General features: G+C 61.6%; 19 protein-coding genes, 1 pseudogene and 1 riboswitch. Of the genes and pseudogenes, 11 read left to right on the top strand and 9 right to left on the bottom strand.

Annotated features, from left to right (window positions below; translation table 11 throughout):
- Positions 1-135: 135 nt before the first annotated feature.
- From PM3016_RS06775 to PM3016_RS06785, 3 genes are all read left to right on the top strand, one after another.
- Positions 136-990 (top strand): AraC family transcriptional regulator, encoded by an 855-nt coding sequence (locus tag PM3016_RS06775; RefSeq protein WP_014368875.1) that lies wholly within the window; start codon positions 136-138, stop codon positions 988-990.
- A gap of 146 nt (positions 991-1,136) precedes the next feature.
- Positions 1,137-1,442 carry a DUF5658 family protein gene (locus PM3016_RS06780; protein WP_014368876.1) on the top strand — a complete coding sequence of 102 codons (306 nt, stop codon included), beginning with the start codon at positions 1,137-1,139 and terminating at the stop codon, positions 1,440-1,442.
- Between the two features lie 312 nt (positions 1,443-1,754).
- Entirely contained in the window at positions 1,755-4,418 is a 2,664-nt protein-coding gene (locus PM3016_RS06785; protein ID WP_014368877.1) for a metallophosphoesterase, read from the top strand.
- Between the two features lie 144 nt (positions 4,419-4,562).
- On the opposite strand, the gene PM3016_RS06790 is transcribed toward PM3016_RS06785, so the two are convergent.
- Both PM3016_RS06790 and PM3016_RS06795 read right to left on the bottom strand, forming a co-directional pair.
- The gene (locus PM3016_RS06790; RefSeq protein WP_014368878.1) at positions 4,563-5,018 is read right to left on the bottom strand and encodes an SRPBCC family protein; all 456 of its coding nucleotides are present in this window, start codon (positions 5,016-5,018) and stop codon (positions 4,563-4,565) included.
- A 191-nt stretch (positions 5,019-5,209) separates the two neighbouring features.
- The gene (locus PM3016_RS06795) at positions 5,210-6,256 is read right to left on the bottom strand and encodes a phosphatidylinositol-specific phospholipase C/glycerophosphodiester phosphodiesterase family protein (RefSeq protein ID WP_014368879.1); all 1,047 of its coding nucleotides are present in this window, start codon (positions 6,254-6,256) and stop codon (positions 5,210-5,212) included.
- A gap of 247 nt (positions 6,257-6,503) precedes the next feature.
- Here PM3016_RS06795 and PM3016_RS06800 point away from each other — a divergent pair, with 247 nt between their 5' ends.
- From PM3016_RS06800 to PM3016_RS06825, 5 genes are all read left to right on the top strand, one after another.
- Entirely contained in the window at positions 6,504-7,568 is a 1,065-nt protein-coding gene (locus PM3016_RS06800) for a metallophosphoesterase family protein (protein ID WP_049819046.1), read from the top strand.
- A 72-nt stretch (positions 7,569-7,640) separates the two neighbouring features.
- On the top strand, positions 7,641-8,204 hold the full coding sequence (locus tag PM3016_RS06805) for a hypothetical protein (protein ID WP_238540460.1): 564 nt from the start codon (positions 7,641-7,643) through the stop codon (positions 8,202-8,204).
- A 103-nt stretch (positions 8,205-8,307) separates the two neighbouring features.
- Positions 8,308-9,150 (top strand): hypothetical protein, encoded by an 843-nt coding sequence (locus tag PM3016_RS39405; RefSeq protein ID WP_238540461.1) that lies wholly within the window; start codon positions 8,308-8,310, stop codon positions 9,148-9,150.
- A 441-nt stretch (positions 9,151-9,591) separates the two neighbouring features.
- Positions 9,592-10,902, top strand: coding sequence for a hypothetical protein (locus tag PM3016_RS06820; protein ID WP_148279663.1), 1,311 nt, complete (start codon positions 9,592-9,594; stop codon positions 10,900-10,902).
- Entirely contained in the window at positions 10,899-11,408 is a 510-nt protein-coding gene (locus tag PM3016_RS06825; protein ID WP_013917161.1) for a hypothetical protein, read from the top strand. Before PM3016_RS06820 ends, PM3016_RS06825 begins: the two co-directional genes overlap by 4 nt.
- A gap of 1,277 nt (positions 11,409-12,685) precedes the next feature.
- Here PM3016_RS06825 and PM3016_RS06835 read toward each other — a convergent pair.
- From PM3016_RS06835 to PM3016_RS06845, 3 genes are read right to left on the bottom strand one after another with little or no spacing between them, the layout of a single operon-like run.
- A complete protein-coding gene (locus PM3016_RS06835) occupies positions 12,686-13,528 on the bottom strand; it encodes a MetQ/NlpA family ABC transporter substrate-binding protein (protein WP_013917162.1) in 843 nt (280 codons plus the stop codon).
- A 59-nt stretch (positions 13,529-13,587) separates the two neighbouring features.
- Positions 13,588-14,253, bottom strand: a complete 666-nt coding sequence (locus tag PM3016_RS06840) for a methionine ABC transporter permease (RefSeq protein ID WP_013917163.1) — start codon at positions 14,251-14,253, stop codon at positions 13,588-13,590.
- Positions 14,246-15,265 (bottom strand): methionine ABC transporter ATP-binding protein, encoded by a 1,020-nt coding sequence (locus tag PM3016_RS06845; RefSeq protein WP_013917164.1) that lies wholly within the window; start codon positions 15,263-15,265, stop codon positions 14,246-14,248. The genes PM3016_RS06840 and PM3016_RS06845 overlap by 8 nt, the downstream gene beginning before the upstream one ends.
- 210 nt (positions 15,266-15,475) lie before the next feature.
- Positions 15,476-15,616, bottom strand: a riboswitch (SAM riboswitch).
- 409 nt (positions 15,617-16,025) lie between these two features.
- Between PM3016_RS06845 and rbsK the strand changes: the two genes are divergently transcribed.
- Positions 16,026-16,934 (top strand): ribokinase, encoded by a 909-nt coding sequence (gene rbsK / locus PM3016_RS06855; protein ID WP_014368889.1) that lies wholly within the window; start codon positions 16,026-16,028, stop codon positions 16,932-16,934.
- A gap of 278 nt (positions 16,935-17,212) precedes the next feature.
- Here rbsK and PM3016_RS06860 read toward each other — a convergent pair whose 3' ends face one another.
- Positions 17,213-17,635, bottom strand: coding sequence for a TIR domain-containing protein (locus PM3016_RS06860; RefSeq protein ID WP_014368890.1), 423 nt, complete (start codon positions 17,633-17,635; stop codon positions 17,213-17,215).
- 338 nt (positions 17,636-17,973) lie between these two features.
- On the opposite strand from PM3016_RS06860, the gene PM3016_RS06865 reads away from it, so the two are divergent.
- Positions 17,974-18,522, top strand: coding sequence for a TetR family transcriptional regulator (locus PM3016_RS06865; protein ID WP_014368891.1), 549 nt, complete (start codon positions 17,974-17,976; stop codon positions 18,520-18,522).
- Between the two features lie 236 nt (positions 18,523-18,758).
- A pseudogene (locus PM3016_RS06870) lies at positions 18,759-21,943 on the top strand (bifunctional cytochrome P450/NADPH--P450 reductase).
- Between the two features lie 325 nt (positions 21,944-22,268).
- On the opposite strand, the gene PM3016_RS06875 reads toward PM3016_RS06870, so the two are convergent.
- The 3 genes from PM3016_RS06875 to PM3016_RS06885 all read right to left on the bottom strand — a co-directional run bounded on the left by PM3016_RS06875 (position 22,269) and on the right by PM3016_RS06885 (position 24,145).
- On the bottom strand, positions 22,269-23,216 hold the full coding sequence (locus PM3016_RS06875) for a hypothetical protein (protein ID WP_014368892.1): 948 nt from the start codon (positions 23,214-23,216) through the stop codon (positions 22,269-22,271).
- 364 nt (positions 23,217-23,580) lie between these two features.
- On the bottom strand, positions 23,581-23,769 hold the full coding sequence (locus tag PM3016_RS06880; protein ID WP_014368893.1) for a hypothetical protein: 189 nt from the start codon (positions 23,767-23,769) through the stop codon (positions 23,581-23,583).
- 184 nt (positions 23,770-23,953) lie between these two features.
- Complete coding sequence (locus PM3016_RS06885; protein ID WP_014368894.1) at positions 23,954-24,145, bottom strand: hypothetical protein; 192 nt, start codon at positions 24,143-24,145, stop codon at positions 23,954-23,956.
- Positions 24,146-24,195 lie beyond the last annotated feature (50 nt).

Raw genomic sequence — 24,195 nt, forward strand, 5'->3', positions numbered from 1 at the left:
CTCCTTTAGGCCGCCGCGCGCTTTATGAAGCGCTTGCGATCGGGTATGATACTCCTATGATAACCGTAAACCTATGGGGAATCTCTACTTGATCTTGTGCACTTGTTGTACGATTTTGCGATAAGGGAGAGGCGCATGAACGACCTGCAGCTTCATGAGAAAACCGTATTGATCGATCCGGCGGCCTTCCCGGTGAACGTGTTCCTGGGCCGCCGCACGCTCGGCCTGCATTGGCACGAGCATTACGAGATGATCTATGTGACCCGCGGGGAGGCCGTCTTCCGGATCGGGCAGCAGCGGCACCAGGCGGGGCCGGGCGACATCCTGTTCGTGAACGGCGGGGAGCTGCACGAAGGGTCCAGCCTGACGCATGCGGAGCCGTTGGAATATTATGCGCTCGTCTACGACCCGGCGCTCTTCGAGCAGATCGACGATCCCCACTACCGCGAGATTACGGTTCCGCTGCGCGAGGGAAGGTGGTCGTTCCCGCCCAAGGTGAGTCCGGGAGCCGACGCCTACCCCGCCGTACGCCGGTACCTGGAAGGCCTCATCGAGGAGTGCTCAATGAAGCAGACGGCTTACGAAGCGGGGATGAAGAGTCTGCTGGCCCTGCTGCTTACGGTGCTGGCCAGGCACGGACTGCTCAGCGAAACCGGGACGAGCCGTCCCGACGAACGCACGCTGAAGCGGTTCATGCCCCTGTTCGATTACATCGACGCCCACTACGGCTGCCGGATTACGGTCGAGGAGGCGGCCCGGCTCGTAAGCCTGAGCCCCTACCACTTCTGCAAGCTGTTCAAGCGGGCGACCGGGCAGACCTTCGTCTCCTTCGTGAACGAACGCCGGGTGAACAAGGCGGAGGAGCTGCTGCGCTCAACCGACCTGCCGGTGACGGAGATTGCGGAACGGGTTGGCTTCGGGAGTGTCAATTACTTCGACCGGGTGTTCAAAAAGGTGAAGCGCTGCCCTCCGTCGGCGCGGCGCAAGTAACCCCGGACAACGATATTCCAGTGTCCGGATCGGCTGCACCCCATGCATTTAGGGGTGCTTCTTTGCGGAAGATGTGATACAATTCGTATAAGGATACGATTCGTATCACTACTAAGCGCTTTTTGCAAAAGGAGTGAGAGCCGGTGATGACCCGATGGCTGATGATTTTCCTCGTAGCGGCCGGCGCGGCCGATGCCATCATGACCGATTTTGGGCTTCAGGCCAACATGATTGAAGAGGCCAATCCGCTGATGCGTTTTTTATATGAGAATGCGTATGTTCTGTTTTATGTCGTCAAGATCGGTCTGCCGCTGCTGCTCTTCCTCCTGATGAAGAGAGTGAGGCGTGCTTACATCCAGCGGCTGCTGATCGTGCCGGCCATGGTCTATGCAGGGGTGCTCGTGCTGCACTCGTTTTGGTTCTCCGCTTTCCTGTTTATGACCTTCACCTGAGGAAGCGGGAAGGGACAGGCTATCGGCACGGGACGGAGTGCCCCAATCCATAGACGTAAGCTCTATACATACAGGCTTTAAGCTTGCCAGACACATCGGCCAGATACACCATGGATCAGCTGCAGTGAAGAAGCTCCGCTTCTGGGAGCCCCCCAAGCCCCGGCACACCGCCGGGGCTGTTTCTGTTGTGCGGTCCGGGGCTAACTTGGCTCCTGCAGCGGGGTTTCCGGCTAGCGGCGTTAGGGAGGCTAGCGGCCGTGGTATTATAAGGAGTAGACATGCTGACAGCTGATACCGGAAGGAGGCGTATTCATGGCGGAGATCGATCCAAAATCCGGGCCCGGACCCGATCCGGGAGCGGGAGGTAAACGGCGGCTGTGGATGGCCATTCTGGCGCTGGGCCTGGTGCTGCTCGCCGGACTGGTCTGGCAGCGGCTGCAGAGCGGGGCGTGGTCCCTTCAGACTGACGACGCAGACGGGTATGTCTTGTCACTGGATGAGGGGGAGACGGTGCAGGGGTCCAAAACCATTCTGGCCACGGCTCCGGACGCGAAGACCCTTCCACGTCTGACCATCGACGGTCGGGAGGCCCCCGTACGGCCGGTGATGGAGCAGGACGCGGTACTGTTCTTCGAGGCACAGGGCCTGCGGGGGGCGGAAGGCTACCGGAGCAGCATCTGGGTGAACGGGCGCCTGATACATACACTGGAGGACACAACCGAAGCGTTCACTCCGATGGAGGTTCGTATCCCGGGAGCAGCCTTACGCACGGGCGTGAACGAAATCACGCTCCGCTCGGGGGGCAAAGGAGCGCCGGAGGACACCGGCGGCGAACGCAGCGCATGGAAGTTCCGGGGACTGACCTTCACGCTGGCGGACGGCACGCTGCTGGAAGACCCGGACTACCGGACCTCGGCGGTATACACCGTAGGCGTCCCCGCGCCGAAGAAGCCCGAGGAGGAGCCGCTGGAGAAGACCCTGCATTTTACCATTAAGGAAGAGAAATACCGCACGGTCTATCACGTGTGGAACACCAAGGAGGCCGCGGAGGGACTCCACGAGGTCGGGCTGCGGGCCGCAAGGAATTTCGGCCTCGGGCCGCGCCGCACGGTGAACGTCCGGGTGGACAACACCCCGCCGAGCGTGCAGGTTCTGTCACCGGTCGAAGGACGCGTCTATAAGAATAAGGTCAGCGTCACCGTGCAGGCGGCCGATGAAGGCACGGAGGAGAAGCCTTCGCTGGTGGCGAAGCTGGACGGCCAGGTGATCGAGGTGCCTGCGGTGCTGGAGACGGCGGCGCTGCCTGTCGGGGAGCATCGGCTGGTCGTCACGGCATCCGACAAGGCGGGCAATGAGAAGGAGACGGCCGTCTCCTTCCTGGTGCAGGACGAGATGCCTTATCCGCCTTCGGCCCCGTCGCCGGCGGACAAGGCGGCGGTGACGGGAGGGACGGCCCGCCTGAGCGTGCAGGCGGGAGACGCGGCGAAGGACCCGCTGCACGTGGACTTCTACAAAGCGCGGCGGTACGATCTCGGCCAGCCGGGCAGCCGCCACACCGCTTCTCTGCATTCGGCGGACCGGGAGCCTCCGGTGGAGAGGGAGCCGGCGGGCGAGACGCAAATGACGCAAGCGCAGCGCGCTCTGGTGTCCGTGCAGGACGGGGCGTATCTGGTGACGGACCATAAGGAGCGGTTCCCTTATCACCGGTTTTCCTTCGAGGTGGGAGATCGGCTGCCTGTAGATACCGAAATCGTATGGAAGGGGCATTCGCTGCCGGACCGGCGCGTGACGCTCTACCTGTGGAACTATGCCAAATCGCTCTGGGAGGAGGCGGACTCGGGGCAGGGCACCGAGGACTTCACGCTCCGCGGACGGATCGTACCGGCCGAGATGGTGAGGGAGGGCCGAGTGGAGGCGCTCGTGCAGGACCGGATTCCGACACCGGGCGAATATGATTTTGCCTTCGTGTGGATGAGCGATACCCAGTACTATTCGGAGACGTATCCGAAGATCTACGACATCATGACCCGCTGGACGGTGGACAACTGGGCGAAGAGAAAGTTCAGCTACCTGATCCACACCGGCGATATCGTCAACAACTGGAACAGCAGGAAGGAGTGGGAGAACGCTTCCGCGTCCATGAGAATTCTCGATGAGGCCAACATCCCTTACGGGGTACTGGCTGGGAATCATGACGTGTCCTACGGCGGGGAGTACGACGAGTATTGGAAGTACTTCGGCGTGGACCGCTTCCGGCATCAGCCGACCTTCGGGGCGGACCTCGATAACAACCGGGACCACTATGATCTGATCAGCGTGAAGGGGCATGACTTCGTCATCGTGTACCTGGGCTGGCTGATCGACCAGAAGAGCTTCGACTGGGCGAACGGCGTGCTGAAGAAGTATGCGGACCGCAACGCGATCATTGCCGTGCATGAGTACCTGAAGCCGAACAAGCATTATTTCGGCCAGGGCCAGACGATCTGGGACAAGCTCGTGCTGCCGAACTCCAACGTGGTGATGGTGCTCGGGGGACACAACCCGGGAGCGGCCCATAATGTGAAAAAGGTGGGCAGCCGCACGGTGCTCGAGATGCTGAGCGATTACCAGAACGGGCCCGAGGGCGGCCAGGGCTTCATGCGTTTCCTCCAGTTCGACCTGGAGCGGGAACGGCTGCTCGTCAATACGTTCTCGCCCTACCTGAACAAGTGGAATTTCTTCAAGCCGGAGCTTGACGAGCTGGAGCTGCCGCTGAAGCTGAAGCCGATCGACAAGCGGGTGGCGACCGATTATATCGGCGTCTACGCCCGCACGGACGAGCTCATCGGCGAAGCGGACCGGGTGCCGAGCGGCAGCCGTGCCGAGGTGCCGTATCCGGGACTTGCGCCTGGCTCCGTGTACGCGTGGTATGCGGCGGCGAAGGACGAGTTCGGCGGCGTCAGCCGGTCGGACGTCTGGACGTTCGAGGTGAAATAGCCGGGAGAAGAAACGAGCAGAGCGAAGCCGCAGCAGTGTGAAAACAGCAGCTGCGAGACTAGATATCAAATTTAGGACAAGAACGTACCCGCAGAGAGCAGGCCGATCCCTTTGGACCGGCCTTTTTTTCTGACTCTACAAAAGTTACTTCGCGGCAGGGGACAGCGTTCCTTCTAGTATCCCTTTGACCCTGTCAAGGTCTTTCCGGTTGGCCTTCTCCATCGCAGGGCGCATCAGCGGGGCCAGAAGCTTGGAGAATCCGGCGGGGGTGCCCCGGTTGCGGAGCTTCATCCGCGTCGCACCGCCGCTGAGGGCTTCCCACTCGTAAGTGGTCTCCATGGGAAACGGGCCGGCTGCCGTACGCATCATGAGCTTTTGCCCCGGGATGTATTCCACGATCTCATACACATAGGACAGCTCGCGCCCGAGGAATCGGGCCTTGAAGGCAATCTGCGCCCCCGCCGCGACCGATCTCGGAGTCCTCCACTCGGCGGAATGAATATTGACGTACCATTCGGGAGCTTTGTCCGGATCGGCGGTGTAGGCTTCCACTTCGGCCAGCGGACGATGGATGGTGATCTCGGTTTGAACGTCTACCATGTCGCTCATCCTTTACCGTAATTTACTTTCCTGGGAATCGAATTGTTGATGTCCTCTTTTTATCATACCCCAGAAGTAGGAAGGGACGCGAAAAAGGCCGCCCATCCCTGATCGGGACAGGCAGCCTTTCAGCATTATGACGCTCGCCCTATGGGGTTCGCGGCATCGCTGATGCCATTATAATTTCTTCGTTAAGGCTGAAGGTCGGACGATTCCACCGGAACGAAGATCTCGCTGATCATCTCGATGAACGTGTCCAGCACATTGCCGTTCACCGCTTCTTCTTCCTCGAGCGGCTCCTGAGCGGCAGATGCCGTTGCAGCGGCTGTGGCGGTATAGCTGGCCTGCCTTACTTCACCCGGCTCGGAGGAGGCCGTCGGGGCCGGCGCCAAGCCGATGTCGCTGTAGGTCAGAAAGTCCGTATACACTCCGTTCACTCCCATGTCCAGGTAGTCCTTGACTTCATTCGGCTCGTTCAGGGAGTGGACATAGGCAACGGCCCCAGCTTCCTTGAGAGCGGCAATGAACTCCGGCGTGGCGCGTTCGGTAGGCATGGCCACTACGCGGATGCCATGGGTTTTGACATACTCGGTAATCTCCTCCGGCTCAAGCTCCGATAGATAGAGCGAGTAGATGTAGTTCGGGAACGGGATGATGCTTCTTACCTGGGCGATCATCGAAGGAGAATACAGTTCGGGTACGATCCGGTCGACGATCTTCGGATCCACCTTGTTCACCGCGTCGCGGATCAGCGTGAACTGCTGCTGCACGATCTTCGGATCGGTTTCCTTCGTATCCGTAACGAGGTACACGTCCGGATAGAGCTTCAGCAGGTAGGCGACGTCTTCCATGGACAGCGGCGTGTATTTGCGCAGGATCGGATAGCTCTTGAACTCGGCCATCGTCAGCGGGGCGTCCAGCTTCTCCTCGGGGATATCCTGCTGGAACTTGGCCGCCAGATAAGGAAGCCAGTCGTGCCGTGCCGCAAGCTGACCGTCTTCCGTCAGGGAGAAGTCCGCTTCGAAGACGCGCTGCCCCTTCGCATAGTTTTCCTTGAAGGCTTCCAGGCTGTTCGTATAGTCGACTCCGTCAATCCCGCCCATGGCGTGGGCGATCAGGGAGTACTGTGTCCATTCGGGCTGGGGCTGTTCGGCGGCCGATGCTCCCGGAGCATGCAGCGTGAACAAACAGGCGCCGGCCAGAAGCATCGATGCTGCTTTTTTCAGTATGAGGTTCATAACCATCTCCGCCTCTCATGAGGATTTGTTCTCTCTCTTTGGGTGCTTCTCCTATTCCTATCCATAGGGTTCTTACTGGCTAAGGATTTTGGTGGGGTTGCTTACTAACTACTTACCCACAATTGTGACAGGATCCTTACAATTTCGTCGAAACTTGTGAAATTTGGGTGAATGCCTGCGCTGGACTTTGGGGTAAAAAATGACATATAATAGGACCACTTTTTGGGATCGGGAAGCGAGGGGTTGGATGATGGGCAGACGGACAAGCAGGTGGGTGCCGCCGGGAAGCGGGGCCCTGCGGCGGAGCACTGCGCTGCTGCTTGCGGCGGCGGTGCTCCTGGCCGGGTGCGGTCCGGGAAGGACCGGCGGCACGAACGGAGCGGGCGGACCTCCGGCAGCTCCGCCAAGCACACCGGTTGAAGCTCCGGTGGAAGCGACGATCGGCACGGTGCCCATTGCCGCAGGCAAGTTCCGTTTCGTCGTGATGGGCGACAGCCGGGGCTCATCAAACGGCACGAATGAAGCTACGCTGCGGGCTCTGCTCGAGAAGGTGAAAGGGCTGAAGCCCGCGCCGGATTTCCTCCTCTTCACCGGGGACCAGGTCACGGGAGGGTATACGGTGGCGAAGCAGCTGGCGAATTGGAAGAACATTGCGGACGATTATTTCCCGGTGACGTCGATCTATCCCGCGCTCGGCAATCACGAGGACGACGAGAAGGTCTTCAGTAAGGCGTTTCCTTACCTTCCGCAGAATGGGGCGGAAGGCTATGGACGGACTGTGTATTCGTTCGACCACGGCAATGCGCGGTTCATTACGCTGAATTCCAACCGGACGAATGAGGACGACGACTATGTCATCGACGATGCACAGCTCGCCTGGCTCGAGGAGCAGCTCAAGGGGGCGGCGGACAAGCACCGGTTCGTGCAGTTTCATGTGCCGGCTTACCCGGTCGGCGCCCATCTCGGCAGCTCGCTGGATGCGGCTCCCGCCTCACGGGACAAGCTGTGGGCGCTGCTCGACCGGTACCGCGTGACGGCCGTGCTCGTCGGGCATGAGCATAACTATAACCGGCGCAAGGTGGATGCTTCGTTCAGCGGCAGCGGGTATACCTTCCGGCAGGAGATCTACCAGCTGACCATCGGCGGAGCGGGAGCCCCGCTGTATACGGGCAGCAAGGAGAACAAGGGCGTCGTCGTCGGTCCCAAAGCCAGCTACCATTACATGGTGGTGGATGTGGACGGGAGCCGGGCACAGTTCGAGGCCTATGACCTGCAGCAGAATCGGATCGATTCTTTTGCTGTCGAGCGGTAGGTCCATTCGCGCCGCGGCGCGGTCAGCCGGCAGCGTCTGACAAGTCTATACCTGGAAGGAGAGCAGGAGGATATGAAAATGCAGCCGCCGTTTCGGGATCTCGCCATGGCGCAGGGGGCAGCCGCGGTGGTGCTGTTCCTCCTCGTGCCCGCGGCGACCCTGCTTGGGCCGGGCATGCACCGGACGGCAGGGATGCTCCATGGGCTGGCGGCTTCGCTGACCGTGCTTGTGGCAACGTATACATGGCATGCGTTCTACGATTATGCGAGGGGGCGGGGAGCCGGCAGGAGCAGACTGGCGCGCAGGCTCGGGATGACGAACGGGCTCACACTGCTGACCCTTGTCACGGCCAATTGGCTCTATATCGGATACCAGGCGCCGGAGGGGGCTTCGGAATGGTTCAAGCTCCACCTCCCGGCAGGGCATTGGGTTGTGATGGAATACAAGGAATTCGTGTCGCTGATGACGCTGCCCTGCGGGGTCGCGGCCCAGGTCATCCTGCAGCGCTTAGGCGGAGGCCGATCGCCTTCCGAAGGGGTGCGTCTGGTGCTTGGAATCCTGCTGACGATGCTGTGGCTGTGCATGCTGGTAGGCTTTGCCTTCGGGCTGATCCTGGTAAAGTGGAAGGCGGCGTAAGGATCCTTATCCTAGGATATGCAGAGCAGGCTGCATGTGGACGGGCTTGGTGAATACATAGGCAGCAGAATTGGCTGGTTGGTAAGAGGGGAGGCGGCCGCTGGTGAGGAAAGCACGACGTGAGGTGTCCGGTACGAAAGCGGAGACGGCCCGGGGAGCGGCAGGCAGGAGCGAGAGAGGCTCCGCGCTCCAGGGCGGAGAAGCCCAGGCGGAACGAGCAGCGGCAGCGGGCCGTCGGGGAGATAGCGCTGGTATGGATATGAGGAGAGGCAGGGCGGAGAACGGTGGTAAGGCGAAGATCGGGGAAGCCGCGGCAGGCGGGGGATCGGGAGCGGGCCGTCGGGGAAATGCGGCCGGAATGGAAGCCGAGAGAGGTCGAATTGTCGGCGGCAGAGAGGAGAGCGGTGCTGTGACGGTAGCCGGAGCGGCTCAGGCTGAAGGAGTCTCCGAATCTGATGCTGGCATGGACCCAGCTAGCCGCCGAGAGGAGAGCCATGCTGCAGCGGCAGGCGGAGCTTCGGAAGCGGGCCGGCGGGAACATGGGGCTGAAATGAATGCGGAGAGCAGTCCGGGAATCGGCGTGAGGCACAGTGCTTCCGCAGCGAAGAACGGGGAAGCTGTAGCGGCCATGCTGGCGGTTCTGCTCGGGATGGCTGTGCTGACCGCAGCGCACTGGTGGAGCTCAGGCGACCCGGCCTCAGCCAATCCGCGGCTGCTGAAGCTGGCCTCCTGGGTGCCGGGCGGACTGCGCATCGGTCCTTATGCAGGCAAGGAAGCGGCAGCGCTTACGGTCTGGCTCGGCTCCTGGCCCGTGCTGTTCCTGCTGCTGCGCCGGTACGATCCGCCGCTTAAGCCGTGGGCATACGGCTTTGCCGCCGTCTTTGTGCTGCTGCTCCTGCTTCTGTGGCCGCCGGTATATCATGCCATCTACGGCTGGCCGGCTTAGCGGGATTTCGGATACCAGGATGGAGCCGTTGGAACGGTTGGATCTCAGGCGGCTTGATGAAGAGGGGAGGGGTGAACGTGGCGGATGAGAGGGCGGAGAATGGAGTGCGTAGGACGCGGACTGCGACCAGCCCGGTGAAGGTGCCGGAAGCTGAAAGCCCCCCCGGGGCCGGCAGGCCTTTCGTCACTGACGCTGTTGGGACTACCGGAGCTGAAGCAACCGCGATGTCCAAGCAGCAAGCGGAGCATTCCCCCCAACGCCGTTCTGGTCTTGCGTCCGTACGGGAGGGAAAGGGCGGCGGCACGAGCCGCCCGGGAAGAGGTGCCCGGCGATTCCTGCCGGTTACGCTGCTCTTCCTGCTGCTCTTCGGAGGACTGGCCGGAGCGCTCCTGTGGTCCCGCCCGCCGGTGACCGGCAGATCGGAGTTGGCGGCCGCATCGGATGAGGAGCGGTCCTGGCAGGCGGTATACAGCCTTGCGGATCCGGCAGCGGCTGCCCCGGGAGAGCTGGATCGGCTGCTGGCGCAGGCACCGGGCGTGCTTTTCTTCGCGGGTCCGGCGGGGCTGGCCGGCAGTGGAGCCGCGCCGCGGACTTTCTTTCCCGTATGGGACGGGCGGGGGCAGCCGGGCAGCAGCCGGAAGCCCGCTTCCCGCACATCCCGGAGGAGCAGCTTCCCGGCTATGGCCGCACGGCCTATTTCGTCGATTACGGCGAAGCCCGCTTCTGGTTCCTGAACGCCGCCAAGCTGGCGCAGGAACCTCAGGTGCAGCTCGGCTGGCTGCAGCGCACCGCCGCCGAGAACCCGCAGCCGCCCGCATCGTGCTGCTGGCGGACGAGCCCGCCGCGCCGGAGGCCTGGCAGGGCTTCACCGCCGCCGGCGTCGAGCTCGTGCTCGCGGGCGGCCGGCTCTGGGCGCCCCCCGCCGCGGTGCAGGCCCCGCCGCCGGAGGGCTACCGCGCCGCGGACGCCCGGCCCGGCTGGGCCGCGTGGACCCCGCCCCCGGGCGGGAAGCAGGAAGCCCCCGGCTTCCTGCTTCTCGAGGGGCGGGGCCCGCGGCTGCGGGCCGCCCTGCCGGCCGGCGGCGGCAGCCCGGGCGCGGCGCTGGCGCTCGACGCCTCGGCGCTCAGCGGCCCTGCGCCGCTCGAGCGGGCGGCCGTGCCCCCCGGCGCGCTGTGGCGCTACCGCCCCGGCGGACGCGATCTGCCCGCGGTCGTGCCCGATGGGCTCGACCTCTCGGGCGAGCATCCGTCCGCCGGGCGGACGCCGCTGCCGGCCGCCGACTGGCGCGGCGCGGGCTTTGACGCCGCCGGCTGGGCCGCTGGGCAGGCGCCGCTTGGGCGTACCCGCGACGCCTCCAGGCAGCGGGGCATCGCCACGGCGCTGCCGGCAGGCCCTTCGCCGGCGTATTACTTCCGCCATGCGTTCCAGCTGGACGAGCCGCCGAAGGAAGGCCAGGAGTGGACGCTCCAGGCCGCTTATGAGGACGGCATCATCGTCTATCTGAACGGCGTGGAGGTCGCCCGCGATTCGATCCGCGACGGACTGGTCGACGACCGGACGCTCGGGGTTCCCCATTCGGGCGTAATCTACGAGTCGTTCCCGCTGGAGGCGTACCTCGAGCTTCTGAAGCAAGGGACCAACACGCTTGCCGTCGAAGTGCACGGCAGCCATCCGGATACGCCAGAGCTGTGGTTCGACCTCAGCCTGACGGTCCGGGAACGGCCCGCTGCGGGGGGAGGGGGAGCGCCATGAAGAGGAACGCTCCATCGAACTGCACCCGGTATTCCTGGCGTAGGGCCCTTGCTCCGCGCGGTTTTCGGCAGCATCCGTACCGATGGTCCGGCTGCTCTGCTTTCAGCAGCTCATCTCTCAGCGGACGCAGACGCCCTGAATTCGCCGGCCGGCCCTTCCGGCATCTGCTGTGGGCGCTGCTTCTCTGTCTTGGACTGACCGCAGGCTGCGGCGCAGCGGATCGTCCCGCCGACTCGCCCGGTCTGCTGGCCGCACTGTCGTTTGCCAGGGAACATATCCTGCTTGAGAATGGCAACGACTTCGTGTGGACCGATGTGACCGTATCGCTGAACGGCCGGTATGTCTACAAGGCGGATACCGTGCCGAGAGGGACATCCGCGCTGCCGTTCGCCGAGTTCCGGGACGGGGACGGCCGGCCCTTCGACCGTTCCAGCATGACGCCGCGCAGTCTGGTGATCGAGGCCGGCGGAGGGTTTAATGGCCAGCCCGGCCGGTACGAATGGTAGGCAGCTGGTGATAGATGCTGCCTTGGGTTTAACGGCCAGCCCGGGCCGGTACGAATGGCAGCCGGTGATCGAGGCTGCCGGAGGGTTCGACGGCCAGCCCGGCCGGAATGAATGGCAGCCGGTGATCGAGGCTGCCGGAGAGATCAGCGTCCAGCCCGGCTCTTTTAAGGCATCTGGGGTAGATACCCTCAGCCGAGCAGGCCCTCGGCAGCCCTACAGGCAGTCACCTTAATCCGCTTAAAAAACCGGACTGTACGCAAGTTCCCCCTTACTCATCACAATAACGGAACTACGATTCCTTATTTGATTATTTCCCGTCATTTCCCATGAAATAGCGGAACTCTGGTATCTTATAGCCTCCCAAGGCAGGGCTTTTGCTTGCGGAGAGTCCAGATAGAGAATCGTAGTTCCGCTATTTTTAAATCAGCAGTCCATAGGGAAGACATAGCGAACTATAGTTCCGCTATTTTGGCGGTAAAGGGTGTTTTGGCTGGTGGGAGGAATCCGCCGCTGCCCGGACCGACGTGCCCGTAGTCTGACAAGGGGAGAGGCGCATGCGGGAGGCTGCCGGAGGAAGGTAACAGCAAGGGCAGACTCGGTTTTGCGAGGATCGTAAGAAGCATAAGGAAGGCAGCTGTGTGCCCAAGCGCCCTGACCGGGCCCCGGCTCTGATGGATCTGTCGCAGCAGCAATTCTGTCTATCGCTGCCTGCATGGGTCTTGCTTCGGCCAAACGCATCGTGGCCAAGCATGTGGGAAGGCAGCTGTGTGCCCAAGCGCCCTGACCGGGCCCCGGCTCTGATGGATCTGTCGCAGCAGCAATTCTGTCTATCGCTGCCTGCATGGGTCTTGCTCCGGCCAAACGCATCGCGGCCAAGCATGTGGGAAGGCAGCTGTGTGCCCAAGCGCCCTGACCGGGCCCCGGCTCTGATGGATCTGTCGCAGCAGCAATTCTGTCTACCCCCGGCTGCATGGGTCTTGCTGCGGCCAAATGCATCGCGGCCAAGCATGAGGAGGCCTCCCATATGCAAAGCCCCACCCCCAACTCCCACTGCTTCACTGACCCGCCATGGGCAGAGCAGACCTGCCCTCCCAGCGCCTCGGCCGCTGTCCCCACGCACGCTAAAAAAGGCTGCACGCCTGCTCCGGTGAGCTTGGCTGCAGCCTTTTTACAATATAAGAATTTACATCTCGCCAGGACTCGATTCTGCATTCTTATATTTCTTATAAACGCGCATCGCCCTTAAAAGGACGGCGGCCGTTTATCCTGTATCCTGCTTACTTGAACGCTGGAACAACAGCGCCTTGGTACTTGTCTTCGATGAACTTGCGGACTTCCGGGGAGTTCAGGGCCTTGGCGAGCTTCTGCATCGCTTCGGAGTCCTTGTTGTCCGGACGGGATACGAGGTTGTTCACGTAAGGAGAGTTGCTGTCCTCAATGAACAGGGCGTCCTTCGTCGGGTTGAGCTTCGCTTCGAGAGCGTAGTTCGTGTTGATCAGGGCCAGGTCGACTTCAGGCAGAACGCGAGGCAGCATGGCGGCTTCGAGTTCCTTGATCTTGAGGTTTTTCTTGTTCTCAACGATGTCCTTCACGGTACCGGAGATGCCTGCGCCGTCCTTGAGCTTGATCAGGCCGTTCTTCTCTAGCAGCGCCAGGGCGCGGCCGGAGTTCGAAGGGTCGTTCGGGATGGCTACGGTAGCGCCGTCCTGCAGCTCGTCGGCTTTCTTGATTTTCTGGGAGTACGCACCGAACGGCTCGATGTGGACGCCGGTAACTTTCACCAGGTTCATGCCCTTGGCTTTGTTCTGGTCGTCCAGGTACGGCGTGTGCTGGAAGAAGTTCGCGTCGAGCTGCTTCTCGAATACCTGTACGTTCGGCTGCACATAGTCCGTGAACTCCTTCACTTCGAGGTTCACGCCTTCAGCCTTGAGCTTGTCTTTGACGCTGTTCAGGATCTCGGCGTGAGGAACAGCGGTAGCGCCGACCTTCAGCGTCACTTCCTTGGCAGGTGCTGCGCCGTTCGATGGAGCCGGTGCCGCCTGTTCTGCCGGCTTGGTGCCGCATGCCGCGAGCGAGAAGGCCATAACCAGGGACAGTGCGAGTGTTAACGGTTTTTTCATAGTAGAATCCCTCCAGAATGTAGTGTGGTATAAAGTCCTTGGATCTATATCAAAAATCCTTACTTGCGCTGAAATCTCCGGACGAGCCGGTCGCCGAGCGACTGTAGGATTTGAACCAACACGAGCAAAATGACGACGGTGACTACCATGACCGGCGTGTTGAAGCGCTGGTAGCCGTAACGGATGGCGAGGTCTCCGAGACCGCCGCCGCCGACTACGCCGGACATGGCCGTGTAGGAGACGAGCGTGACGGCGGTGATCGTGATCGCCGCGATCAGGCCCGGACGGGCTTCAGGCAGCAGCACGCGGGTGACGATCTGCCCGGAGGTGGCGCCCATGGACTGGGCGGCTTCGATCACGCCGCGGTCGACCTCCCGCAGGGCCGTCTCCACCAGACGCGCAAAGAACGGCGCGGAGGCGATGACGAGCGGAGGAATCGATCCCGGTACGCCGATCGACGTGCCGACGATCACCCGGGTCAGCGGGATGACGAGAATCATCAGGATGATGAACGGCACGGACCGCAGCACGTTGACCACGAAGGACAGCAGGGCATAGAGCGCGTTCTGCTGCAGCAGCTGGCCCCGGGAGGTCAGGAAGAGCAGGATGCCGAGCGGGAGGCCGATCACTACGGTGAAGAGCGTCGACAGCCCCAGCATCGTCAAGGTATCATAGGTGGCAAGGGAGATATCCTCCCAGACGATGTCTTTCAAGAACTCAGCCATGCTGAATCACCTCCACATCAAGTCCGCGTCTGCGGAGAGCGGCGATCGCCGCTTCCGCCTCGGCTGTGTTCACACGCAGCTCGAGCAGGAGCTGGCCGTAAGGCGTATCTTTCAGGCGGGATACGGTGCCCTGCAGAATGACGAAGGGCACGTTGGTCTCACGCATCGTTTCGAAGAGCACCGGCTCGTACGTCTGCTCGCCGAGGAAGGTCACACGGATGCGGATCCGGCCGCTGGCTTCAGCGCCGGTCTCGGCGAGCGTCGTCTCGGGATCCTCCGCAAGCTGGGCTACGAAATCACGTGTGGTCGGATGCTGCGGCTTCAGGAACACATCGGTAACGGGACCCATCTCCACGATGTGGCCCCCATCGATGACCGCGACCCGGTCGCAGATCGTCCGGATCACGTGCATTTCGTGTGTGATCAGCACGATCGTGATCTGCAGCTTCCGGTTGATGTCGAGCAGCAGCGAGAGAATCGAGTTCGTCGTCTGCGGGTCAAGCGCGGATGTAGCTTCGTCGCAGAGCAGCACCTTCGGGTTCGTCGCCAGGGCGCGGGCGATGCCGACACGCTGCTTCTGGCCTCCGGAGAGCTGCGACGGATACTTGTGCTCGTGGCCGCTCAGGCCCACAAGTCCGACGAGCTCCTGCACGCGCTGCTTGATCTCGGCTTCAGGCCGTTTGGACAGACGCAGCGGGAAGGCGATATTGTCCGCCACGGTGCTCGACGACAGCAGATGAAAGTGCTGGAAGATCATGCCAATGGACCGGCGTTCTTCCTGCAGGCGGCGGCTGCTCAGCTTCGTCATCTCGACGCCGTCGATGATGACCGTGCCGCCGGTCGGTTTCTCAAGCAGGTTGATCGTGCGGATCAAGGTACTCTTGCCCGCACCGGAGTGTCCGATGATGCCGAAGATCTCGCCTTTGTTGACGGTCAGATCGATCTTCTGCAGCGCCGTTACCGTTCCGCGCCCGCTTGTATATTGTTTGGATACGCCTTGCAGTTGAATCATGGGGACTCCACCTCCGGAAATACGCACTAAAAAAACCCGTACATTCGTAAGCAACCGCGTGGGATTGCTGCGAGGTACAGGTTTATCATGTCACACTGTGCCCTCTCATCTATCAGAATCCAGCTGCCTTGTCCCATCCGCCGGCTCGCGCGATGCGTACCGCAGTCCTGGGTGGCCTGCTCCGGCAGGGGCACACGCCATAAGCGCGCCTCCATGCCGGGCTGCATTCTGAAGGAATTGGCACCAGTCTTCCTTGGACAGAGGACAAGCAGCATGCTTGCATCCTCCATCCAACCAGGAACGGTTGCCGGGCTTCATCGGGCCTTGTCCCTCCGCCTCTCTTGATAAGAAGTTAACCGCTATGAAATTAGCAGAAAATTAACCTTGGGTCATATTGCTAGGCTCTTAAAAACGATCTTTATCATATAGAAAAACAAGGATGAAGTCAACAGGTTCATGTGAACCACCGGCTTAGCAATGTTTCCCACCCTATGTTTACCCGGCCTGTGAATCTGGTAATCCGGTTTTTGCCAGAAAGAATGAAAGCGGTTGATGAGGCCAACGGAGGAGCATACGTAAGATAAGGGGATGGAACTGGACGAAATGCCCTCAAGGGGAATGGCGATAGGTAGACGGTCTCGGTAGGATTTGGCGGTCTCGGGGTAGTAATAGAGTAGAGAAGAAGACCTGCACACTGGAGTTGTAAAAAATGTGCCGGCAGCGTTCAAAGTGAAATCTACATTAGAGGAGTGGTTGCCAGATGAAACGTCCACGAATTGCCGTAGTCGGGAGCTTGAACATGGATCTGGTCGTATCCATGCCGCGGATGCCGCAGGTGGGGGAGACCGTCCATGGTACGGATATCCACTATATCCCGGGAGGCAAGGGAGCGAACCAGGCGGTCGGCTGCGCCCGTCTCGGCGCGGAGGTATCGATGATCGGAGCGGTGGGGAGCGATCATTTTGGCCGGGAGATGCTGGAGCGGCTGCAGGAGGAGGGCATCGACCTCGGCGGTGTCCATACGGCCGAGGGGCCTACGGGAACCGCAGCGATCTTCCACACCGCGGAGGATAACTGCATCGCCGTCGTCCCGGGGGCGAACGCCTATTGCACGCCGGAGCTCGTTGAACGGCACAGGGAGCGGATCGAGTCGGCCGACGTGCTGCTGGTCCAGCTGGAGGTGCCGCTGGATACCGTGCACCGGGCCCTGGAGATCGCCCGCCAGGCCGGCGTGCGCACCGTGCTCAACCCGGCTCCGGCCAAGGTGCTGCCGGCTCCGCTATTGTCGCTGGCCGACATCCTGACGCCGAATGAGACCGAATTCGCCCTGCTCAGCGGGGAGCAGGATACCTCGGAAGAGGTGCTGCGCCGGGTTATGATCGCCTGGCAGCAGGATTACGGCCATACGGTGATCCTGACGCGAGGACGGCTGGGCAGCTCCTGGCTGGATGAGGGAGAGCGCCTGCGCACCGAGCCGGCCCTGCCCGTCGAGACGGTGGATACGACCGGAGCAGGCGATGCCTTCAATGCAGCGCTGTGCTTCGGCCTGGCTTCCGGCTGGGACCTGCAGCAGGCCGCCGATTTTGCCTGCCGGGCCGCATCGGTATCCGTCACCCGCTTCGGCGCCCAGGCCGGCATGCCCCGCCTGGAGGAAGTGCCGGAGCGGTAGGCGCCCCGCCGAGTACACATTTGGGCGTCGGCTGGTAGGCCGGCTGGCGAACTGGACCGCCATGCGAAGGCTAAGCGGCAGGATGTCGGCCGCCGTCTCTCAGGCGGTTACTTTAAGATATTGGCAAGTATAAGTTTTAGGCGAAGCTGAAGTGTTCTGAAAAATATAAGAGTTCATATCTCCCAAGGGTTCGATTCTGTCATCTCATATTTCATATAAACGCGAATTGTCCTGCAGGTCGGCGAAGCTGTTTATCTTGCGGCGTATCGGATTGATCTTTAACCCTGCCCCAGCTCCATCACAGCCTTGATGATATCCAGCGGATGAAGCTGGACGATCCGGTCGGCATGCTGCTTCACGATGAACGGGGGCTTCTCGGCCGGGAAGGGCTGGACTCCGATGACCGGTTTGTTCAGCTCATTCTTGGCGAGGATCAGCTCCTTGTTGACCCACCGGTTGTATTCGGCGTAGACCCCGCAGAGAATGAGGATGACGTCGGCATACCGGATTTTGCCCCGGATGGCTTCGTAGAGGATCCGGTCGTCGGCAGCTTCGCTGGTCTGCCGGTCGAGGGAGGCCGGGCGGAAGCGGAAGCTGTCGACGGATTGAAGCATGCGGAGCAGTTCCCCGCCGGTGCCGCGATCATTCCAGGTATGGCTGAGATAGAGGGTATAGACCCGGTTCGTATCGTAGACGGTCATGGCGGAAACCTCCCTTGAACAGTAACTGCCCGCTGAAGAAGACAAAAAGAAGCCTGCGGTTGACAGGCTCCTCCGGGTAACCGCTTATGCAGTTGGGCACACTGTAAATGTATACGGTATCGTTCCAAGTGGTGGAAATAATTATAACGCTGGGGCTTCCGCTCTGTAAAGGCAAAATGCCGGGGAATTGATTTTTGCCGGGGAGAGGATTATCCTAAATATAGGAAAAGTCCGGCCTGCCGCATGCTTCAATCCGTTCGCCGGCGGGTAAACAGATAAGGACGAATTATGCCCGAAAGGGGAGGATCAACGTTATTGGAGGCAAGCGGGAGAGCATCATGAGCGCAGCCCTTGAATTATTCGCCGAGCAGGGCTTCGAAACGACGACCGTACCCATGATTGCCGATAAGGCCGTTGTGGGGGCAGGCACCATATACCGCTATTTTACGAACAAGGAAGCCCTGGGCAACGCCTTGTTCCAGGATTGCGTCCGGCAGTTCTCAGAGGCAATCCAGCGGGGGTATCCGGCAGAGGGGAACGCGAGGGAGCAGTTCCGGCATATATTCTGCCGTATGGTGGAGTTTGCCAAGGAGCAGGAGCGGGCCTTCTATCTGCTCGAGACACACAGGCATGCGCGTTATTTAAGTGAGGAGAGTCACGAGCTGTTCCGGGAGATGATGGATTTTCTCCGGGCTTATTTCCGGGCGGGCCGGGAGCAGGGGACGATCCGTTCCATGCCGTCCGATGCGCTGATTGCCATCGTCTATGGCGCCTTCGCCGCATTGTATAAAGCGATCCGGGCAGGTAAGATCCAGGAAACCCCCGATCTCATCGACAGCGTCGAGCAGGCCTGCTGGGATGCAGTTCGCGTACATCCCCATGGATAGCGTCTGTCCAATGGATAGCTTCTGTATTGAAAACAGATGGTATGTAATGAAACGAAGCTGCACCTTAGCACCTACAACGGAATGAACGTTCATTCCGCGCATTGTTATTTTCCGGACATGAACGGACATGGAACCGGGCCCATCGGCCCTCATCCTAATCACAGGATAAAGATGCGCAGGATCTGCACGTACCCGTTAGTCCGCTAAGGACCAGATCAAGGAGGAATGATTGATTCATGACCCAGACCAGTCAAATTCCGCAGCCCAAAACATTCGGACCGCTCGGCAACCTGCCGAATTTGAATACGAAGGAGCCAGTGCAGTCCATTGTCAAAATAGCGGACGAGTTCGGTCCGATCTTCCAGCTGGACCTGCCCAGAGGCAAGTCCGTGTACATCTCGAGCCATGAACTGGTGGCTGATGCGTGTGACGAGTCGCGGTTCGACAAGTATGTGTGGGCGCCGCTTCAGAAAGTAAGGGCGTTCGCGGGGGACGGGCTCTTCACGGCCGAGACGGATGAGCCTAACTGGCAGAAGGCCCATGCCATTCTGCTGCCAAGCTTCTCGCAGCGGGCGATGCAGGGCTACCATGCGATGATGGTGGATCTCGCGGTTCAGCTCGTCCAGAAGTGGGCGAGGCTCAATCCGGACGAGAGCGTCGAGGTCGGCGAGGACATGACGCGCCTTACGCTCGATACGATCGGCCTCTGCGGCTTCAACTACCGCTTCAACAGCTTTTACCGGGATCAGCCGCATCCGTTCATCACTTCGATGGTGCGGGCGCTCGACGAAGCGATGAGCCAGTTGCAGCGGCTTGGCCTCCAGGACAAGCTCATGGTGATCTCCAAGCGGCAGTACAAGCACGACATCCAGACGATGTTCGGGCTCGTGGACAAAATCATCGCGGAGCGCAAGGAGCACGGTTCGAAGGAAGGCGAGGATCTGCTCGCGCATATGCTGAACGGGCGCGATCCGCACACAGGCGAGGCGCTTGACGATGAGAACATCCGGTACCAGATTATCACGTTCCTGATCGCCGGACATGAGACGACAAGCGGTCTGCTGACGTTCGCCCTGTATTTCCTTCTGAAGAATCCGGAGAAGCTCGCCAAGGCCTACGAGGAGGTCGACCGGGTGCTTACGAGCCCGCTGCCAACTTACAGCCAGGTGCGTGAGCTGAAGTACATCCGCATGATCCTGAACGAGTCGCTGCGCCTGTGGCCTACGGCCCCTGCCTTCGCGCTGACGGCCAAGGAAGATACGATGCTGGGCGGCCGGTACCCGATGCAAAAAGGGGACAGCGTCTCGGTCCTCATTCCGAAGCTGCACCGCGATCCTTCCGTCTGGGGCGATGATGTCGAGTCCTTCATCCCGGAGCGGTTCGAGGACCCGTCGAGCATTCCGCCCCATGCCTACAAGCCGTTCGGCAACGGACAGCGGGCCTGCATCGGGCAGCAGTTCGCGCTGCACGAAGCGGTGCTGGTGCTGGGGATGGTGCTGCGCCACTTCGAGATTATCGACCATACGAATTACCAGCTCAAAATCAAAGAAACGCTGACGCTGAAGCCGGAGGGCTTCACGATGCGGGTGCGTTCGCGCATCGAGCCGCAGGCGGTGGTGATGCCGGGCCGGGAGGCGGCGCCGCGTGAGGAGAAGCGGGAGCAGGCCGCCGAGGCCGCTCCGGTGCCGAAGCACAACACGCCGCTGCTTGTGCTCTACGGGTCGAATCTCGGGACGGCCGAAGGCATCGCCCGGGAGCTCGCCGACGCGGCCCGCTATCAGGGCTTCTCGAGCGAGACCGCTCCGCTCGATGAGCATGTCGGCAGCCTGCCGAAGGAGGGGGCGGTCTTCATCGTGACCGCCTCGTACAACGGCAGCCCGCCGGACAATGCCCGCGCGTTCGTACAGTGGCTCGAGCAGGCGGAGCCCGGCTCGCTGGATGGCGTCCGCTACGCCGTCTTCGGCTGCGGGGACCACAACTGGGCGAGCACGTACCAGCAGGTGCCGCGGAAGATCGACGCGCTGCTCGCGGACAAAGGGGCGAAGCGTCTCGCCGGCCTGGGCGAAGGCGATGTCAGCGACGATTTCGAGCAGCAGCTGGAGTCCTGGCGCGGCGGCTTGTGGCCGCAGGTGATGGAGGCGTTCGGCCTGTCGCTGAACGAAAACGCCGGCCAAGAGCGCAGCTCCCTCACCGTGCAGTTCGTCAGCGGCCTGATCGGCACGCCGCTGGCCGAATCGTACGATGCGCTGCAGACGACGGTCGCAGAGAACCGTGAGCTGCAGGGGGAAGGCAGCGACCGCAGCACGCGGCACATCGAGGTGGTGCTGCCTGAAGAGGTGAGCTACCGCGAAGGCGACCACCTCGGTGTGCTGCCGCTGAACCGAAGGACCTTGTGGGACGCGTGCTGCAGCGCTTCGGCCTGCAGGGCGGCGATCACCTCGTGCTGAGCGCGACCGGACGCAGTGCGGCGCACCTGCCGCTGGACCGGCCGGTGCGGCTGTCCGATCTGCTCGGGAGCAGCGTGGAGCTGCAGGAGCCGGCGACCCGGGCCCAGCTGCGCGAGCTGGCCGCCTACACGGTGTGCCCGCCGCATAAGCGGGAGCTTGAGGCGCTGCTGCAGGAGGACGCCTACAAGACCGAGGTGCTGCGCAAGCGGGTGACCATGCTGGAGCTGCTCGAGAAATACCCGGCCTGCGAGCTGCCATTCGAGCGGTTCCTCGAGCTGCTGCCGCCGCTGAAGGCGCGCTATTACTCGATCTCCAGCTCGCCGCGCGTGCTGGGAGACCGCGTCAGCATCACGGTCAGCGTCGTGCGCGGCCCGGCCTGGAGCGGCCGGGGTGAATACCGCGGCATCGCCTCGAACTACCTCGCCGAGCGGAAGCCGGGCGACCCGGTGGTCGTGTTCGTCCGCTCGCCGGAGTCGGGCTTCGAGCTGCCGGAGGACCCGTCGACGCCGGTGATCATGGTCGGCCCGGGCACCGGGGTGGCGCCGTTCCGCGGCTTCCTGCAGGCCCGCCGCGTTCTGAAGGCTCAGGGAGCCGAGCTCGGCGAGGCCCACCTGTACTTCGGCTGCCGCAACCCGCAGCACGATTACCTCTACCGCGAGGAGCTCGAGCAGGCGGAGAAGGACGGGCTGGTCGTCCTGCATACGGCATGCTCCCGCGTGGATGGGCAGGAGAAAACCTACGTGCAGGATCTCATGAAAGGCGACGCCTCGCTGCTGATCGGGCTGCTGGACCGGGGCGGCAAGCTGTACATCTGCGGCGACGGCAGCCGGATGGCCCCCGACGTGGAAGCGACCCTGCGCCGCGCGTACAGCGAGATTCACGGCGTAAGCGGGCAGGAGGCAGCGGACTGGCTTGACGGGCTCGCCCGCGAGAACCGCTACGCCAAGGACGTATGGGCCGGAACGGTAGGCTGATTCCGGCAGGTGCAGCAGCAGGCTCAGGCTGAGAAGGCAATAGAAGGAAAAAGAAGGACCCGCAGCTTCCCGGTGGAGGCATGCGGGTCTTTTTTTACGGTGGAGAGAGGGCTGCCGTTGTGCCCGGGACAATCCGAATGGCTCGGCACAACGTCGGACTGGTTGGTAAAGTCGGCTTATAGGGGAGGCCCGAGCCGCCATGTGTTCTGGCTGCCGTGTCCTCGCTGACGCTTAGGCTAAGGCCGTGCCGGTACCTTGGCGAACGCCGGGCGGAGCCGTGTTTACCGTGCCGCCCCCGCGCTGGCTTTCGCCGCTTGGCAGCCACCTAGTGCCGGTGACCCTGGGTCCGCCGAAGGTCCATCAATCGGCTGCGCTCATCCGTCAGGCGGGCGGGAACCAGCTGATCGCCCTCCTGCCGGAAGAAGCCGTACCGGTCCGAAGGCCCGGTTTCAATGATCCACTCGCCGCTTTCTTTGAAAAGGTAGGCGTACAGTGGAACTTGCTCCATTGTCAGCCCGAAAGCGGCGGCCGCAACGTTCTCCACCACCGTGTATTCGTATGCCCGGGCGGTGGAGTCCCAACGGTAAATCCCGACGCTCGGAGGGACCCAGTCGACGGAAGGGCTGATCCACTCGGCTTGTCCGTCTTGATTGAGATCAAGCCGCTGCACGTCATGGCCTTGAAAGTCCTGCATCCGCCACACCCCCTTCTCCGCATCGTAGAAGAGGGTGCGGACAGGCCCGGCATAGCTGTCATCCGGCGCGCCGCCGATAGCAAGCTCCATAGGGCCGTCTTCGGCTGGCCCGCTTCCCTGGGGCAGATACCGGACCGCGAGCGAGCCTGCATCCCCGGCTATGGAGCCGCCTGCGGCATACCATCCGTCCGGGACTCTCAGGAAAACCCGGACCCCAATGTAGCCGTTGTCTGCCCGTTCCTCGTAGAGGTGCACCGAGCAGGAAGGCAGTCCGGGAGCGGCACTGCACTCATATACTTTGGCGGGAGAGGCCGTTTCCGGTGCAGCCGTTTTCTCCAAAGCCGGAGATTCGATCCGGCCGAAGACGAGCGGCACGGCTTTCAAATCCTCCGGCTTGACATAGGCTGGGCCGGATGCCGCAGTTTCGGTGCCCACGGCTGTGGGCACAGAGGCGGTGGATCCTCCCGCCCCGTTGGCAGGAGACTCGATGTTCCCGACGTCAGCCGGGGTGGATATAGAGGAGCAGGCGGCCAGCAGGAGCAGAAGGAGCGGGGCCGCGCAGCTTGGTTTCTTTTTCATCTGTGTATCTCTCCGATCATCAATGGGGGGGGCAGCCCAGCTTCGGACTGCCTCCTCTTATGGACGCTGTCCGGGATGATAATGTTCCCTTAGACCTTCGGAGCGCAAGTCGGCCGGCTTGTTGGAAGCTGCTTAAACCCTCACATCAGGGCTCAACCGACAAAAAACAAGAGACGCAGCGTCCCTTGTTTTCGCATTTTCGCTATGATTTCGCTTTGGTTCGCTTCTACAGAATCCGGATGCCGAGCCGCTGCTCGAGTTCGGCGGTCTTCGCCTGCTTGTCCTTCGCCGGCAGCCAATCCCGTCCTGCCACTTCTGATAAGCGTACAGGATCAGCGCAATACCGGTTATCAGCGACATATGCTCAGAACTTGCGGTACGCGAAGACAAAAATCCATATCGTACCCGCCAGAAAGAAGCCGTAGACGGAGAACAGCGGGATAACCCGGTCCCAGGCGAACAGCGTCTCCTTGAACCTCCACCACCCGTATGTCCATGCCATCTGGCCTACGATCGTATTTAACAAGGCGGCGACGACGACCGCAACCGGCATATATCGGCGGAGTGTCCCGCGGTCCAATAAGACAAGTGAAATCCAAGGCAGCAAATAGGTTGCCCATCAGATGGCTTTAATCGGCTGTGTCCGAGCTCTTCTTCATACACGATGCCCTATGAAAGAAGGAGACTATCCCCTTTTTGGGAGGGGCCGGCTTACGCTGTGACCTTCTTCTGTCGTTTTACCCGTGATAGCTGCCCACCGGTTTGTTCAGCACCCACTCGAGCAGCAGGATCATATCGTCGAGCCGATCCAGCTCGGACTGCAGGCCGGGTTTGCGGTCTTCCTCCGCGGCGGCCAGGCGCTCTTCCACCGATTTTTTCTGCAGGAGCAGTTCATTCGCTTTTCTCCGGATCTGATCTTCCGTGCGCATCATCATCCACCTCTTCGTTCGTATGTGCTGCTATCCTTGTCATCCTATCA

Origin of the sequence: Paenibacillus mucilaginosus 3016, assembly GCF_000250655.1 — a bacterium.
GTDB classification, from domain to species: domain Bacteria; phylum Bacillota; class Bacilli; order Paenibacillales; family NBRC-103111; genus Paenibacillus_G; species Paenibacillus_G mucilaginosus.

Bases quoted from the DNA above. Each gene is read 5' to 3' on its own strand.
- PM3016_RS06775 (WP_014368875.1), top strand. From the start codon at position 136: ATGAACGACCTGCAGCTTCATGAGAAAACCGTATTGATCGATCCGGCG.
- PM3016_RS06780 (WP_014368876.1), top strand. From the start codon at position 1,137: ATGACCCGATGGCTGATGATTTTCCTCGTAGCGGCCGGCGCGGCCGAT.
- PM3016_RS06785 (WP_014368877.1), top strand. From the start codon at position 1,755: ATGGCGGAGATCGATCCAAAATCCGGGCCCGGACCCGATCCGGGAGCG.
- PM3016_RS06790 (WP_014368878.1), bottom strand. From the start codon at position 5,018: ATGGTAGACGTTCAAACCGAGATCACCATCCATCGTCCGCTGGCCGAA.
- PM3016_RS06795 (WP_014368879.1), bottom strand. From the start codon at position 6,256: ATGAACCTCATACTGAAAAAAGCAGCATCGATGCTTCTGGCCGGCGCC.
- PM3016_RS06800 (WP_049819046.1), top strand. From the start codon at position 6,504: ATGATGGGCAGACGGACAAGCAGGTGGGTGCCGCCGGGAAGCGGGGCC.
- PM3016_RS06805 (WP_238540460.1), top strand. From the start codon at position 7,641: ATGAAAATGCAGCCGCCGTTTCGGGATCTCGCCATGGCGCAGGGGGCA.
- PM3016_RS06820 (WP_148279663.1), top strand. From the start codon at position 9,592: ATGAGGAGCGGTCCTGGCAGGCGGTATACAGCCTTGCGGATCCGGCAG.
- PM3016_RS06825 (WP_013917161.1), top strand. From the start codon at position 10,899: ATGAAGAGGAACGCTCCATCGAACTGCACCCGGTATTCCTGGCGTAGG.
- PM3016_RS06835 (WP_013917162.1), bottom strand. From the start codon at position 13,528: ATGAAAAAACCGTTAACACTCGCACTGTCCCTGGTTATGGCCTTCTCG.
- PM3016_RS06840 (WP_013917163.1), bottom strand. From the start codon at position 14,253: ATGGCTGAGTTCTTGAAAGACATCGTCTGGGAGGATATCTCCCTTGCC.
- PM3016_RS06845 (WP_013917164.1), bottom strand. From the start codon at position 15,265: ATGATTCAACTGCAAGGCGTATCCAAACAATATACAAGCGGGCGCGGA.
- rbsK (WP_014368889.1), top strand. From the start codon at position 16,026: ATGAAACGTCCACGAATTGCCGTAGTCGGGAGCTTGAACATGGATCTG.
- PM3016_RS06860 (WP_014368890.1), bottom strand. From the start codon at position 17,635: ATGACCGTCTACGATACGAACCGGGTCTATACCCTCTATCTCAGCCAT.
- PM3016_RS06865 (WP_014368891.1), top strand. From the start codon at position 17,974: ATGAGCGCAGCCCTTGAATTATTCGCCGAGCAGGGCTTCGAAACGACG.
- PM3016_RS06875 (WP_014368892.1), bottom strand. From the start codon at position 23,216: ATGAAAAAGAAACCAAGCTGCGCGGCCCCGCTCCTTCTGCTCCTGCTG.
- PM3016_RS06880 (WP_014368893.1), bottom strand. From the start codon at position 23,769: ATGCCGGTTGCGGTCGTCGTCGCCGCCTTGTTAAATACGATCGTAGGC.
- PM3016_RS06885 (WP_014368894.1), bottom strand. From the start codon at position 24,145: ATGCGCACGGAAGATCAGATCCGGAGAAAAGCGAATGAACTGCTCCTG.